Source organism: Brevibacterium sp. Lmc1 (assembly GCF_057654315.1).
In genome coordinates this window covers 69,701-83,806 of record NZ_CM172803.1, presented here as the reverse complement: position 1 = coordinate 83,806, position 14,106 = coordinate 69,701, and the positions used below count along the sequence as shown (strand labels likewise).

Below are 14,106 nucleotides of genomic sequence, written 5' to 3'. Positions count from 1 at the left end.
GATGATGCAGTTTTGCCCCAGGCGAGGCTCGGCGAGCCAGGAACTTACTCAGTCAGCAGGCCGGGCAGCTGGTCCATCGCGTTGAAGGTCTCGGCGGCACCCGCTGCCAACAGCGTTTCCGCGCTCTGATGAACCGGAGAATCCGGGCAGAACCCGAGCACACGGGATCCGGCCGCAGCGCCGGCGATCACACCGGTGGGGGAATCTTCGATCACGGCCGCCTCGGCGGGGTCGATCTGCAAGGATTCGGCTGCTGCCAAATAGACGTCCGGGGCAGGCTTCGAGTTCGGCTGCTCCATGCCGGAGAAGATCCGACCCTCGAAGGCATCGAACAGGCCGATCTTGCGCAGCTGCAGCTCGATCTTCGGACGATCCGCTCCCGAAGCGCAGGCGATCCTGCCCCGGTAGATCTCGGCGATGCGGTGAACGGCATCGACGACCCCCGGAATCGCTTGGAGGGAGGCCTCGAGCTGGGCATTGCGGCGCCGCCGGAACTCCTGCATCCAGTGCTCGTCGATACGGAATCCGGTGTGCTCCTCGATGACATCAGCCTCATCGCGGAGCATCTTACCGACGAATCGCGCAATGCATTCCTCGGCGCTCAGCTGCCAGCCGAGTTCCTGCAGCATCTGGTGGAGGACGCCGTTCGTGATGCTTTCGGAATCGACGAGGACTCCGTCACAGTCGAAGAGGACAGCGGAGAATTTCGGAAGTGGGGCCATACTCCGATTCTGCCACCCGGCACTGACGCGGAATCACGGGCATCCACGCCGGCTCGTCCCTGAATCTCGCGGACCCGATACTGCCGCTGTCGCACCGTGCCGACCGCCACCGTCCCTGCTGCTCCAGCTCAGGAAACTGAGAGAGCCCCAATCACACCGCGCCGACCGACACCGCCGTATACAGCACCCGTGCGGTGGCGAGCGCGCAGACGATGATGACCAGCGCAAACAGCGTCAGCCAGGCACCGGCGGGCAAGGCCGAGCCCTGCGCGAGGATATAGGCATCGGACTGCTGCACATGGCGCCGGCGCGTATGGACGCGGATGACCTTGACGAGGTCCTTGAGCGACCCGATCGTCAGCGCCGTGCCGAGCGCGGCGACGAAGACCGAGATCCACTCCAGCGGCAGGAAAACGACGACGAGCTGCGCCGCGATCGCCGTGATCACGGCGATGACCGCGCCCGCGAAGTTCCGGATGAAGATGAGCGCGACCAACAGGATCAGCGCGCCCACAGACAGTGCCAAGGGGGCCCAACCGAAGGCCGCCGAGGTGGCGAGGACGAGTCCGAGCACGCCCGGTGCCGGATATCCCCAGAAACCCGCCCATGTGGCGGAGAAGCCGACTCGGCCGAAGGAGTTCATCTGCCCCGAATGATCGAAGTTCAGCGAGATCCCCTTGACCACTCGTCCCGTCATGAGCGCGGCGAATGCGTGACCGAGTTCGTGGATGAAGGTCACGAACAGTCCGAAGAACCTCCAGATCCCCGGAGTCAGGGTCACGACCAGGGGCACTCCGATGACGAGCACGAGCCCGAGGACGTCGAGCTCGAGCCCGTCCTGCCGCCCGAAGCCCGAGGTGATGGCATCCCACCACGTCGCCGTTGCCTGCTTGAAGTCCATAGCGGCCCAGTGTACGAACCGCTCCTGAGCGGGACCCTCAGGACCTCCTCAGCGATTCGGGAGGTCGGGACTCCTATGACTCAGGCAGTCGAGGTGCCTATGGTTCGGGAGATCGCGGTGCCTAGACGGCCAGCGATTCTACATCGACCCAAGAACGTTCGTGTACCGACCGCAGCACGGCCTCAGTCACGAGCACGGCTCGCACCCCGTCTCGCAGAGTCGGCAGCCCCTCCGGTCGCTCGCCGGCGAAGTAGGCATAGGAGTCGGCGACGAAGCCGTTGAACGCGTCCTGGTATCCCTGCGGATGGCCGGCCGGGACCATACACAGGCGCGCGGCATCGGCGGACAGGAAGTCGGGATCGCGGACGAGTAGGCGGCTGTCGGCGCGCTGACCGAACCACAGCTGCTCGGGCCGCTCCTGCTCGAAGCGCATGCTCGCCTCGGTGCCGGCGATCTCCACTGTCAGCCCGTTCTTGCGTCCGGGAGCCAGCTGAGACACCAGCAGCGAACCGATGGCGCCGCCGGAGAACTCGACGGTCACGGCCACAGTGTCCTCCGTGGTCACCGCGGCACCTCCTCGGCGTGGATGAACGGTTCTCGTGGTCGCCACCAGGGACGATATCCGGTCATCGACGATGAACTCGATGAGGTCGACGAGGTGGGAGCCGATATCGGCGAAGGCCCGCGACGGGCCGCCGCGTTCGGAATCGACGCGCCAGTTCTCGTCGCCGGAGCCGAGCAGCCAGTCCTGCAGGTATCCGGCGTCGACGGTCAGCACCGTCCCGGCCTGACCCTCGCGGAATCGGGCGCGGGCCTCACGCACCATCGGGTGGTAGCGGTAGACGAACGGAACGGTCCCAAGCAGCCCCGCCTCGTCGGCGCGAGTCAACACGGCACGCGCGGCTGCCGAACCAGTGGCCAAGGGCTTCTCGCAGATGATGTTCGATCCCGCGTCCAGCGCCTGCAGGGACTGTGCCGCGTGGACGTCATTGGGAGTGCAGATGTGGACGGCATCGAAGGTGCGACTGAGCAGTTCGTCGGCCGCAGTCGAATTCTCGAAGCCGAGCTCGGCCGCCGCCTGCGCCGATCTCTCCGGCTGCGACGATGCGACCGAGTCGAGCACGGCTCCGGCCGACCGTACGGCCCGACTGTGGACGCGGCCCATGAACCCGCCGCCGAGCATTCCGATGCGGAGACCTCGGCCCCGCGCTGTGTCACGTGAGTGCATGCCTCATTATGCAATCACCGTCCACACCGAGTCGACCGCATCCATCAGCACCGAGTCGACCGAACCGCTGCCCTCCGCAGCTGACACCCCCCGCGCCAACGGGGGCCAATCCACCGACGCTCCGGCCTGGGCCTTTACACTGTGAGAAGCGCCCGCGCAATCCCCCGCTCGCAGCGTGGTCCGCATCTTGCGAAGGAGTGTCATTGTCACAGCACCGTCGTTTCGCCCAGGTCGATGTCTTCTCTGCCGTGCCCTTCCAGGGCAACCCCGTCGCGGTCATCGTCGACGCCGATGGCCTCGATGAGACGCAGATGGCCCGCATCGCGAACTGGACGAACCTGTCCGAGACCACCTTCGTCCTCCCGCCCGACGACCCCGCGGCCGACTACCGCCTGCGCATCTTCACCCCGCACCGAGAGCTGCCCTTCGCCGGCCACCCCACGCTCGGTTCGGCAGCGGCCTGGCTCGACGCCGGCGGCGCCCCGAAACACGCGGACCGCATCGTCCAGAAGTGCGGTGCCGGTCTCGTCGACATCCGCAGATCCCCTCGCCGAGGCGGCCCGACCGATCCGACCGACTCGACCGATCCGACCAGCCCGACCACCCCGACCGACCCAACAACCGGATCCACCGAAACCCTCGCCTTCGCCGCCCCCGATCGCCTGCGCTCGGGACCGCTCGACGAGGCGTACGTCGAGCAGATCGCAGCCGCCCTCGGCGTCGATCGCTCCGAGATCCTCGGACACCAGTGGGCCGACAACGGCCCCGGCTGGGCGGCCGTGCGACTGTCCAGCGCCGAACAGGTGCTCGCACTGACCCCCGACTTCTCGGCGATCCCCGATGCGAAGCTCGGCGTCCTCGGCGCCCACCCCGACGGGTCGGACCACGAGTACGAGATCCGCGCCTTCGTGCCGGGAGTCGGCGTCGCCGAGGATCCGGTGACCGGCAGCCTCAACGCCTCCGTCGCCCAATGGCTCATCGGTGAGGACCTGGCCCCGAACAGCTACACCGCGGCCCAGGGAACCGCGCTCGGCCGCTCCGGAGTCATCTCCATCACCGCCGAGGACGACGAGATCTGGGTCGGCGGAGACACATCCATCTGCATCCGCGGGACGGTGCACACATGAATCGACATCTCACCGAAGTGAACAAACCGAAGAAACGACTGCGCATCTTCCACGCCCGCATGTACTTCGCCCTCCAGGCCCTCGCCGGAGCGGTATGGTGGCTGGGCACCGCGATGATTCCCGGGGTGGCCGACGCGACGCTCGGCAGCATCGACCCGCTGCTCGTCGCGTTCGTCGACATCCCGCTCTTCGTCATCGGCTCGGCCCTGGCCGCGCTCAACTTCCGCTGGGCCGTGTGGATCGCCACCGGTTGGACCGTGCTCGTGGCGCTGGGCATGGTCGTCTATGCGACCGCCACCACCGAGGCGGGACTCGGCGCCGTCCTCATGATCCTCGCCGCGCTCGGCAGCCTCCTTGCCGGTGTGCTCATGATCGTCGGGCGCATCCCGTCCGAGAAGCTCCTCATCGGACCCTTCGCGTTCCACAGTTCGCACACCCGCATCCGGTCCCGCCTGCTGATGCACACCACCATCCAGATCGTCGTGTTCTGGGGCGTGTTCCTCGTCATCATCCCGGTCATCATCAATGCCTTCGAAGACCGCTGGAACCTCGCCTACAAGTTCCCGATCCTCATCGTGGTCGTCGGCTTCGCCCTGCTCGCCTTCTCCAGCGTCATCGGCGTGTGGTCGGCCCGAGCGATCGCGAACTTCGGCTCCGGCACCCCGCTGCCCTCGCAGATGGCCCACCACCTCGTCGCCCGCGGCCCCTACGCCTTCGTCCGCAATCCGATGGCCATCGCCGGCGTCGTCCAAGGCATGGCGATGGGTCTGCTCATCGGCTCGTGGCTCGTCGTCGTGTACGCACTCATCGGCTCACTGCTGTGGAACTGGCTCATCCGCCCCCACGAGGAGACCGACCTGATCGAGCGCTTCGGCGACGAATACCGCGACTACGCCAAGCGCGTGCGCAGCTGGTGGCCGACCTTCTCGACCGCCGAAACCGCTCCCGACCTTGTCGACGAGGACTGATCGGCCTACGCTCGGTCAAGACCATCCACTCACCGAGGAGGCCGCATGGTCACGTTCACCACTGAACTCCTGAAACTCGGCAACAACGTCGGCATCGAAGTTCCCGAGGACCTCGTGCTCGGTTTCGGCGTGGGCAAACGGGTCCCGGTCATCGTCACGATCGAAGGCTATTCGTATCCCTCGACGACCGCGGTGATGGGTGGGAAGTACCTGCTCCCGCTCGCCAAGGAACACCGGGAGAAGATCGGGGTCGCCGGCGGTGAGACCCACGAGGTGACGCTGACTCACGACACCTCGAACCGAGAGACCCCGGTTCCCGATTCCCTCGCCGAGGCGCTCGCCGCCGCCGGTGTCCGCGCGGCTTTCGATGCGCTCGCACCGTCGAAGCGCAAGGAGCATGTGCGCCAGGTGACCTCGGCAAAGGCCGAGGAGACCCGGAACAGACGGATCAGGAAGATCGTCGACTCGCTCGGCTGATCACCCTGCGTCGTGCAGGGTCACCGCATAGCCGTCGGGATCGGCGAAGGCGAAGGTCAGCCCGAAGGGGCTGGGAGCGGGCGCCCGGAGGATCTCCACCCCCGCCTCGGCGAGGGAATCATGCAGCGCCTGCGCATCATCGCACTTCAGCCACAGCGCCACCCCGTTTCCCGGACGGTCGCCGGAGTCGAGGTCGACGCCGGGCAGCGGTTCGCGCACGGCAAAGGGAATCGGCGACGTCGTGAAGACGACCGCTCCGGGAGGGGCGGCCGGGGCACGGGTGAGTCCGAGCCGCGATTCGTAGAACTGTGCGGCCGCTTCCACGTCTCGGACCTGCAAGGCGATGAAGTCCGGACCGCTCACGGTGCCGGTCTCCTCGGTGTCGGTGCTCGTGGTGCCGGCTTTCACTGTATCGGTCGTCGATGCATTCATGTTCGTTCCCTTCTCTCGGCGTCCCTCCCTTTCATGGAGAGCCGCCTTTGTCACATGTCAGTATACTGACATCGATAAATGTATGTCAGAATACTTACATGAGTCAAGGGTTAGAGGATCACAATGCGGGAACCTGCGAAGAGCCGGTGGAACTCGAGTCGCTGCTCGGCTATCAACTCAAGCATCTGCAGTCGGAGCTGCGGTCGAAGATGGACGAGACGCTGCGGCCGCTGGAGCTGACCACCCCGCAGTACAACTGCCTCGAACAGCTGCGCCGGAGGCCGGGAGCGTCGAATTCCGAGCTCGCGCGCGGCGCCTTCGTCACCCGGCAGACGATGAATACGCTGGTGCGCGGCCTCCAGGAACGGGGACTGATCACGAGGCCGGCCACGGCCGAATCCGGTCGAGTGCTGCCCACACGCCTCACCTCGGCGGGCGTCGAGGTGCTCGATCAGGCCGTCTCCCGCGTCGAGGCGGTCTCCGCTCGAATGGTCTCACCGCTCGACGATGAGACTCGGACGATGGTCACCGAGGCGCTCGGCCGGTGCATCGCGGCCCTCGAAGAAGCCGAGGACGGCTGAGGGCCGGGAGATCGAGGCCTGGACTGGCCTGACCGGACCTACACCGGCGCGAGCTCCTTGTCCGATTCCCTCCTCCTCGACCGTTTCGGCCATGCGGCCAGGCAGCACAGGCCGAGGATTGCGCCGATGCCGGCGCCGAGGGTGTTCGTGACGAGATCGCTGAGCGTGGCGAAGCGGGACTGAGTGAGCACGGTGCCTTGGAAGATCTCGATGGCGGCGCTGAAACCCGCGCCGAAAAGGAATCCGAGCCACCACCGTCGGCGCCCGAAGTGCAGGGCCGCGAGGAATCCGAAGGGAATGAACATCGCCACATTGCCGAGCTTCTCGACCCGTTCATAGGTCAGCCAGGCGGTCTCCCGGTGAGCGGCGAAGAGGTCGAGTGCGTGCCCGATGAGAGTGTCCGGGCCGGTGCCCATCTGCTGCGGGGTCAGCGTGATGGCGGCGATGAAGAGTGTGTAGAGGACGAGAAGAGCCAGCGGCGCACCGACTGTGCGCTGATCACGATCGGTCATCACCGCCCAACTTACGACCGAATCCTGGGCACATCCTCAGATGCGGATATGACCCGGCTCTCACCGGACCTCACGATCTGTCAACGAACCTCATGGTCGACGGGAACGACGTCCATCCTCGGCGGCCAGATCCTCATGACGAGGAGTCCGGCCACAGCCCCGATGCCGGCACCGAGGCTGTTCGTGACGAGATCGCTGATCGTGGCGAAGCGCGTAGGTGAGAGCAGGGTCGCCTGAGTGCCCTCGATGAGGCACGTGAAGGCGATGCCCGCGACCCAGCCGACCCACCAGCGGCTGCGGCCGCACTGGAGGGCCACAAGCAGGCCGAAGGGAATGAACATTCCGACGTTCGCGAGCTTCTCGAGGATGTCAAAGCTGATCCATGCGGTCATCCGGTGGGAGGCGAGGAACTCGAGCAGTCCTGCGATGAACGAGCCGGGGCCTGTGTCCATCTGGTTGGGTGTGAGCGTGACGAGGCCGATGAAGACCGTGTAGAGGATGAGCAGCGCCAGGGGCACCGTCCGCAGCTGTCGCCTCGTGCCCGTCATCGTTCCCCTGTTCCTCGACCCGGTCTCATTGTGCCCGCCTGCAGCATGAGGGTCGAGGGATTCCCGCATCGATTGCGGGAATCCCTCGACCCTTGCGGTCTCACGCCCGGGATTCGGACGAGGCGGATCAGACGAGGCGGATCAGGCGACGGCCTCGACGTCATCGAAGCTCGCGGTGTCGATGACGACGCGGAACTGCACGTCTCCGGCCACGACTCGGTCGTAGGCGGCGTCCGCCTCGGTGACGGGGATCGTCTCGATCTTCGCGGCGATGCCGTGTTCGGCGCAGAAGTCGAGCATTTCCTGGGTCTCGGCGATGCCGCCGATGTTCGATCCGGCGATGGCCTTGGCCCCGCCGATGACGGCACCGAAGGAGAACTCCTGCTTCTCCGGCGGCAGACCGACGACGGTCATGACCCCGCGCGGCCCCAGCAGTCGCAGGTAGCGGTTGACGGGGATATCGGCGCTGATCGTGTTGAGGATGAGGTCAAACTCGCCGGCATGGTCGGAGAAGAAGTTCTCGTCGGTGGTGGCGAGCATCCGCTTCGCACCGAGTTCCAGCGCCGCGGCTTCCTTCTTCAGCGTGCGGGACAGAACGGTGACCTCGGCGCCCATGGCTGCGGCGATCTGCACGCCCATGTGGCCGAGTCCGCCGAGTCCGAGCACGGCGACCTGCTTGGGAGCTCCGTTCTTCTTCTCACCGGCGCCCCAGCGGTTGAGCGGTGCGTAGGTGGTGATGCCCGCGCACAGCAGCGGGGCGGCGACGTCGAAGTCGAGCGCATCGGGGATCCGGCAGACGAAGCGTTCGTTGACGACGACCTTCTGCGCGTATCCGCCCTGGGTGATCGTGCCGTCGACGTCTTCGACGTTGTACGTGCCGACGTTGCCGTTCAGGCAGTTCTGCTCCTGACCGGCCCGGCATTCCTCGCACTCGCCGCACGAGTTCACCATGCAGCCCACGCCCACGCGGTCGCCGACCTTCCAATCGGTGACATCGGAACCGACGGCCTCGACGACGCCGGCGATCTCGTGGCCGACGGTGAGCGGGAAGTGCGCTTCGCCCCATTCGTTGCGGATGGTGTGGATGTCGCTGTGGCAGATGCCTGCGGCCTTGATGTCGATGACGACGTCATCGGGTCGGGGATCCCGGCGTTCGATCGTGGCCACGCGGAACGGCTGATCCGCTCCCGTCTTCTGCAGTGCCTTGACGCTGATGCTCATGTGATCTCCTTGGACTTGCGTATCCGTTGCTGGGCCACATCGTCCAGCGCTTGCGGCTCGCAGTCTATTCCATGCACATGGACTTATTCTTCGTAAATCCGCTCAGTCCTTCATTCAGCGCCATCGTCCCGCTCAGTCCCTCATTCGGGCCCATCGAACGGCTCAGTCCTTGATCGCCCGCTCACCGATGCTCAGATCGAGGGGGAAATCGACGGGGGCATCTCCGAACAGCAGTCGACCCGCCGAGGCGGCCGCCGCCCTGATCGCCTCCGCCGCCTCCTCGGCCTGCTCGGTCGGGGCATGGACGATGACCTCATCGTGGAGGAAGAACACGAGGTGAGCACGGCGGGAGAACACCGGCCCCGAGGCGGCCGCCTCAGATGTGTCCTCGATCTCCGGCAGCCGCGCCAGGCGCAGCCGCAGGTCGGCCAGCCAGGCCAGCGCCCATTCGGCCGCTGTGCCCTGAACGACGAAATTGCGGGTGAACCGTCCCTGGTCACCGGCGGCCCGCCGGGCCCGCTGCTCATCGGCACCGGTGGCGTCGAAGCGGTTCGCCGCCCTCTGCAGTCTCTGCCACCCCTCGCCAGGAGGTGGGGAGGTCCGACCCAACCAGGTGGACACGACTCCTCCCTGTCGGCCCGCCTCGGCGGCGGAATCGACGAGGTGCATGGCGGCGGGGAAATTCTGCCGCAGACGTGGCACCAGGGCTCCGGCCTCCCCGGTCGTCGATCCGTACATCGCCCCGAGCACCGCGATCTTCGCCTCCTGCCGGGTGGCCACGACGCCGGCGTCGACGAGCCCGGAGTAGAGATCGCGGCCGAATCCGGCCGCGGCCATCGCCCGGTCTCCGGACATGGCGGCGAGCGCACGGGGTTCGAGCTGGGCGACATCGGCGGAAACGAGCCGCCATCCCTCGTCGGCACGCAGGGCCGGACGCAGCTGTCGCGGGATCTGCAGGGCCCCTCCCCCGCTGGCCGCCCACCTGCCGGTGACGACCCCGCCGGGCACGTACACGGGTCGGTACCGTCCGTCATCAACCCATTCGTCGAGCCAGTGCCAGCCGTTGGCCGACAGCAGTCGGGCCATCTTCTTGTACTCGAGCAGGGGCGCGATCGCCGGATTTTCGCTCGTCTGCAGCTCCCATTTCGAGGTCGAGGCGACGTTGATGCCGGCATTGCGCAGCGACGCGAGCAGCCGGTTCGGCGAATCGAGGTTGACCCGCGGATCCTCAAGGGCCGCGCGGACCTCCTCGGCCTTGGCCAGCATCTTCTGAGGCTTCCCGTCGCGGATCGGCCGGGGACCGAGCAGTTCGGTCAGTATCCGATCATGTTCGGCTTCGTCCCAGGGCACGCCTGCCGCGCGCATCTCCGCGGCGACGAGTCCTCCCGCCGATTCGGCTGCGAGCAGCAGCCGCAGTCGGCCCGGATCGCCTGCGGTCTCGATCGCCGCGGTCTGACGGGCATATTCGGCCAGAGCCGCCTCGAGATCGTGCGGAACCTGTGGGATGAATCCGCGCCCGGCATCGACGTCGAACAGAGCGGCCGCCTGTTCGGGTGCGGCGGCGTCGGCGGGCGCGGCGTCCCATTCGGAGGCGGCGCGCACCGCCTCCGGTGCGGTGACGAGTTCGGAGCGGGCGAGGATCGCATGAGCCAAGCGCAGATCGTGGCAGCGCTCGAGGCTCACCCCGGCCGCGAGCAGCGGAGGGCACCATTTCGCGGTGTCGCTGAGGACCCAGCGGGGGCGGGTTCCGCCCGGTTCGCTCGGATCTCCCCCGGCTCCGCCCTCACGGTCACGGACGACCTCGGGCAGGGCCGCCTCGGCGAGGTCGATCCGACCGATTTCCTCACCCGCGCTGTCGAGGTCGACGATCCCGAACCGCTGCCCCTCGAACCCGGTTCCGGGCACGGTTCCGAACACGCAGGCGGCGGGCCGCTGAGCGGGGGCGGAGGTCATGGATCCAGCCTACGCCGCGGGCTCGCTCGGACAGTCTTCCGATCGCCCGTCCGCACCGTGGCTGCCCGCCCGTCCGCAGCCTGAACCCGACCGCCTGCGGCGAACGTGATCCTGGTAACGTCGAGAGCGAACTCCGGGTGCCGAACTCCGCTCGAAAGGTCAGACACACAACATGGACGTTGTCTCCTCCCTCACCTCCGCTCTGCCGGCCGAAGCCGTCATCACCGATCCCGATTCGATGGACGCCTACCGCTGGGACCGTGCGAACGACCCCGATGCCGGGGTTCCTGCCGCCGTGGTCCGGGTGAGAACCACCAAGGAGGTGCAGACGGTGGTGCGCATCGCCGCCGAGGCGAAGGTCCCGATCGTGCCCCGCGGCGCCGGATCCGGCCTATCGGGCGGCAGCTCCGCGGTCGCCGGCGGAATCGTGCTGTCCCTGGACAAGATGCGCGAGATCAGCATCGATCCCGTCACCCGCATGGCCACGGTCCAGCCGGGCGCCTTCAATGCCGAGGTCAAGGCCGCCGCGGCCGAACACGGCCTGTGGTACCCGCCGGACCCCTCGTCCTTCGAGTTCTGCTCCATCGGCGGCAACATCGCCACGAACGCCGGTGGCCTGTGCTGCGTGAAATACGGTGTGACCACGGACTATGTCCTCGGGATGACCGTCGTCCTCGCCGATGGTCGGGCGGTCAAACTCGGCGGCCCGAGGCTCAAGGACGTCGCGGGTCTGCCGCTGACGAAGCTCTTCGTCGGTTCCGAGGGGACCTTGGGCGTGATCACCGAGGTCACCCTGCGGCTCATTCCCGCCCAGCTGCCCCCGACGACCGTCGTCGCGATGTTCCCGAAGCTCGCCGATGCCACGAACGCCGTGCTCGAGATCGCGAAGGCCATGCGACCCTCGATGCTCGAGTTCATGGACAAGCCCTCGATCAACGCCGTCGAGGATGAGCTGAAGATGGGGCTCGACCGTGAGGCCGAGGGCATGCTCGTCATCCAGTCCGACGAACCCGGCGAGCACTGCACTGTGCAGGCGAAGATCATCGAGGAGATCTGCAACAGCAACTCTGCCTCAGAGTGCTATCTCACTGCCGACCCCGACGAGGGCGAAGCCTTCGTCACGGCCCGCCGGATCGCGATCCCGGCCGTGGAGAAGAAGGGTGCTCTGCTGCTCGAGGACGTCGGGGTTCCGCTGCCGAAGCTCGGCGACCTGGTCCTCGGCATCGAGAAGATCGCGGCCGAACGCAAGGTGACGATCGCCGTCATCGCGCACGCCGGCGACGGCAACACGCATCCGCTGCTCGTCCTCGATCCCAAGGATGAGGAACAGCAGAAGCGCGCGCAGATCGCCTACGGCGAGGTCATGGATCTGGCCACGGGGCTGGGCGGGACGATCACCGGTGAGCACGGCGTCGGCCGACTCAAGGCACCGTGGCTCGCGCCCTACCTCGGCGAAGACGTCATGGAGCTCAACCACCGGATCAAGCAGGCCCTCGATCCGGACAACATCTTCAACCCGGGATCGGTCTACACCGGACTCGTCTGAGGGTTCGGCTGGTTCGGGACCGCCTCGGCGGAGGGGATTCGTGGAAGAATTCTGCACAGCTGTCGAATCGGCGTCGATTCGATCGTCTTCTCCGTGAGCGACTGAAATCCGGCCGCCGCACACAGAACGGAGCGAACCATGCGCTATTCACTGATCTTCCACGCACCCGAACCCGGAGCCGACGGCCCCGCCCCCACCGAAGAGGACTTCCTGGAGATGATGCGCCTCATGGACGACTTCGGCCAGGCGCTGACCTCGGCCGGGGTCGTCGTCGCCTGGGAGATGCTCGCACCCCACACCGAGACGAAGACCGTGACCCGGAGGACCGGAGAGGTCGTCATCGAGGATGGGCCCTTCGCCGCGGCGAAGGAGGCCCTGGCCGGGGTCGTCGTCATCGACGTTCCCGACATCGAGGCGGCCCTGGCCTGGGCCGAGAAGTTCCCCGGCACGAGCTACGGCACCATCGAGGTCCGACCCGCGGCGACTTCGTTCGTCGACGGCGCCTGGACCCGACCGGGTGACGAGCCGACTCGACCCGGCGACTGCCCGTCCCTCCCGGGCGGCTCCTCCTGATCGCTCGCCGATGATCGAGTCCGCCGATCCTGCCGAGCGCGCGATGATCCTGTCCCAGGACGGCTGGGGCAGGATCGTCGCACTCATCTCGGCCGCCGATGGTGATATCTCCGGCGCCGAGGATGCGCTGTCCACGGCGCTCGAACGTGCCGTGACCGCGTGGCGGGCCCACGGACCGCCCGCCAACCCCGAAGGCTGGCTCTACCGGGTGGCTCTCAATGCCCGCCGGGACGTGTGGAGATCGGCGGCGGCACGGACCTCGACGGCCCTCGATGAGGAGACGATCGACCGCATCGACGCCGGCACCGACCTTGCCCATCACGACCCTGACGCCCTGCCCGACCGCCGGCTCGAACTCCTCGCCGCCTGCGCCCACCCGGACATCGATCCTCCCGCCCGGCCGCTGCTCATGCTCTCGGCGGTGATGGGGATGACGGCAAAACAGATCGCGGCGGCCATGGCCCTGCCCGCCGCCACCGTCTCTGCCCGTCTGACCAGGGCGAAGAAGCGCGTTGCCGGTCTCGGTGTCGCCTTCGGCAGTCCCGACCGTCTCGACCTCGAGTCCCGTCTGCCCGATGTGTTTGAGGCGATCTACGGGGCATTCGCCATCGAATGGGCTCAGGCGGCCGCGCAGCCACGGGAGGGCATGATCGGCGAGGCCCTGTACCTGTCCCGCCTCGTGGCCGAACTCTGCCCCGGTGACGGCGAATCCCACGGACTGGCCGCCCTCATCCACCTCTCCGCAGCCCGGTTCCCCGCTCGTCGCAGCGGCGACGGACGATTCGTGCCCCTGTCCGACCAGAACCCGGACCGCTGGGACGGAACTCTCACGGAGGCGGGCGAGCGCCACCTCGTCGAGGTCCACCGCTGCGGACACGTCGGCCGATTCGGGCTCGAGGCGGCCATCCAACTCCTCCATATGGCCGGAATCCGCACCGGATCCACGGATTGGCCGATGCTGCTGCGCCTCCACGACGATCTCGCGCAGGTAGCCCCGAGTCTCGGCGGGTCGGTCTCCCGAGCGGCCGTCCTCGCCGAGGTCGACGGCCCCGAGGCGGGACTGGCCGCACTCGACGCGCTGGGCTTCGACCCGGACGGCCAAGACGATAAACGCGTCTCCGCCTTCCAACCTGCCTGGGTGCTGCGGGCGCATCTGCTCACCCGCCTCGGCCGCACAGACGAGGCGGCCACCGCCCGCCGGCGGGCGCTCGACCTGACCACCGACCCGGCCGAACGCGAGTACCTCTCGGCAGGACTCACCTGAGACGGACGTCACCTCGTCTTCGGGATGGGCGGGGGTACGGCATATGATGGTGA

The 14,106-nt window shown here is 67.3% G+C and carries 15 protein-coding genes; 7 read left to right on the top strand and 8 right to left on the bottom strand.

Features of this window, described 5'->3' with window-relative positions; translation table 11 throughout:
- Positions 1 to 44: 44 nt before the first annotated feature.
- From AC239G_RS00380 to AC239G_RS00370, 3 genes are all read right to left on the bottom strand, one after another.
- Entirely contained in the window at positions 45 to 722 is a 678-nt protein-coding gene (locus AC239G_RS00380) for an HAD family hydrolase (protein ID WP_487489550.1), read from the bottom strand.
- A 151-nt stretch (positions 723 to 873) separates the two neighbouring features.
- A complete protein-coding gene (locus tag AC239G_RS00375; protein WP_172173048.1) occupies positions 874 to 1,623 on the bottom strand; it encodes a M50 family metallopeptidase in 750 nt (249 codons plus the stop codon).
- A 121-nt stretch (positions 1,624 to 1,744) separates the two neighbouring features.
- On the bottom strand, positions 1,745 to 2,851 hold the full coding sequence (locus tag AC239G_RS00370; RefSeq protein WP_482401091.1) for a Gfo/Idh/MocA family protein: 1,107 nt from the start codon (positions 2,849 to 2,851) through the stop codon (positions 1,745 to 1,747).
- Positions 2,852 to 3,054: 203 nt separating this feature from the next.
- On the opposite strand from AC239G_RS00370, the gene AC239G_RS00365 reads away from it, so the two are divergent.
- From AC239G_RS00365 to AC239G_RS00355, 3 genes are read left to right on the top strand one after another with little or no spacing between them, the layout of a single operon-like run.
- Positions 3,055 to 3,978 carry a PhzF family phenazine biosynthesis protein gene (locus AC239G_RS00365; RefSeq protein WP_487489549.1) on the top strand — a complete coding sequence of 308 codons (924 nt, stop codon included), beginning with the start codon at positions 3,055 to 3,057 and terminating at the stop codon, positions 3,976 to 3,978.
- Positions 3,975 to 4,946 carry a methyltransferase family protein gene (locus AC239G_RS00360; RefSeq protein WP_487489548.1) on the top strand — a complete coding sequence of 324 codons (972 nt, stop codon included), beginning with the start codon at positions 3,975 to 3,977 and terminating at the stop codon, positions 4,944 to 4,946. The genes AC239G_RS00365 and AC239G_RS00360 overlap by 4 nt, the downstream gene beginning before the upstream one ends.
- A 45-nt stretch (positions 4,947 to 4,991) precedes the next feature.
- Entirely contained in the window at positions 4,992 to 5,423 is a 432-nt protein-coding gene (locus tag AC239G_RS00355) for a YdeI/OmpD-associated family protein (protein WP_487489547.1), read from the top strand.
- On the opposite strand, the gene AC239G_RS00350 is transcribed toward AC239G_RS00355, so the two are convergent.
- Positions 5,424 to 5,855, bottom strand: coding sequence for a VOC family protein (locus tag AC239G_RS00350; protein WP_487489546.1), 432 nt, complete (start codon positions 5,853 to 5,855; stop codon positions 5,424 to 5,426).
- Between the two features lie 98 nt (positions 5,856 to 5,953).
- On the opposite strand from AC239G_RS00350, the gene AC239G_RS00345 reads away from it, so the two are divergent.
- Positions 5,954 to 6,436, top strand: coding sequence for a MarR family winged helix-turn-helix transcriptional regulator (locus tag AC239G_RS00345; protein ID WP_487489545.1), 483 nt, complete (start codon positions 5,954 to 5,956; stop codon positions 6,434 to 6,436).
- A 38-nt stretch (positions 6,437 to 6,474) separates the two neighbouring features.
- On the opposite strand, the gene AC239G_RS00340 is transcribed toward AC239G_RS00345, so the two are convergent.
- The 4 genes from AC239G_RS00340 to AC239G_RS00325 form a co-directional block, all read right to left on the bottom strand.
- Entirely contained in the window at positions 6,475 to 6,948 is a 474-nt protein-coding gene (locus AC239G_RS00340) for a VanZ family protein (protein ID WP_181271182.1), read from the bottom strand.
- An 80-nt stretch (positions 6,949 to 7,028) separates the two neighbouring features.
- The gene (locus tag AC239G_RS00335; RefSeq protein ID WP_482401086.1) at positions 7,029 to 7,496 is read right to left on the bottom strand and encodes a VanZ family protein; all 468 of its coding nucleotides are present in this window, start codon (positions 7,494 to 7,496) and stop codon (positions 7,029 to 7,031) included.
- Between the two features lie 141 nt (positions 7,497 to 7,637).
- On the bottom strand, positions 7,638 to 8,717 hold the full coding sequence (locus AC239G_RS00330; RefSeq protein ID WP_482401085.1) for an NAD(P)-dependent alcohol dehydrogenase: 1,080 nt from the start codon (positions 8,715 to 8,717) through the stop codon (positions 7,638 to 7,640).
- Positions 8,718 to 8,879: 162 nt separating this feature from the next.
- Positions 8,880 to 10,670, bottom strand: a complete 1,791-nt coding sequence (locus AC239G_RS00325; protein WP_487489544.1) for a bifunctional 3'-5' exonuclease/DNA polymerase — start codon at positions 10,668 to 10,670, stop codon at positions 8,880 to 8,882.
- Positions 10,671 to 10,842: 172 nt separating this feature from the next.
- Between AC239G_RS00325 and AC239G_RS00320 the strand changes: the two genes are divergently transcribed.
- The 3 genes from AC239G_RS00320 to AC239G_RS00310 all read left to right on the top strand — a co-directional run bounded on the left by AC239G_RS00320 (position 10,843) and on the right by AC239G_RS00310 (position 14,053).
- The gene (locus tag AC239G_RS00320) at positions 10,843 to 12,216 is read left to right on the top strand and encodes an FAD-binding oxidoreductase (RefSeq protein ID WP_139467658.1); all 1,374 of its coding nucleotides are present in this window, start codon (positions 10,843 to 10,845) and stop codon (positions 12,214 to 12,216) included.
- 138 nt (positions 12,217 to 12,354) lie between these two features.
- Entirely contained in the window at positions 12,355 to 12,789 is a 435-nt protein-coding gene (locus AC239G_RS00315; RefSeq protein ID WP_487489543.1) for a YciI family protein, read from the top strand.
- A 10-nt stretch (positions 12,790 to 12,799) separates the two neighbouring features.
- Positions 12,800 to 14,053 (top strand): RNA polymerase sigma factor, encoded by a 1,254-nt coding sequence (locus AC239G_RS00310; RefSeq protein WP_487489542.1) that lies wholly within the window; start codon positions 12,800 to 12,802, stop codon positions 14,051 to 14,053.
- The last annotated feature ends 53 nt before the right edge of the window (positions 14,054 to 14,106 follow it).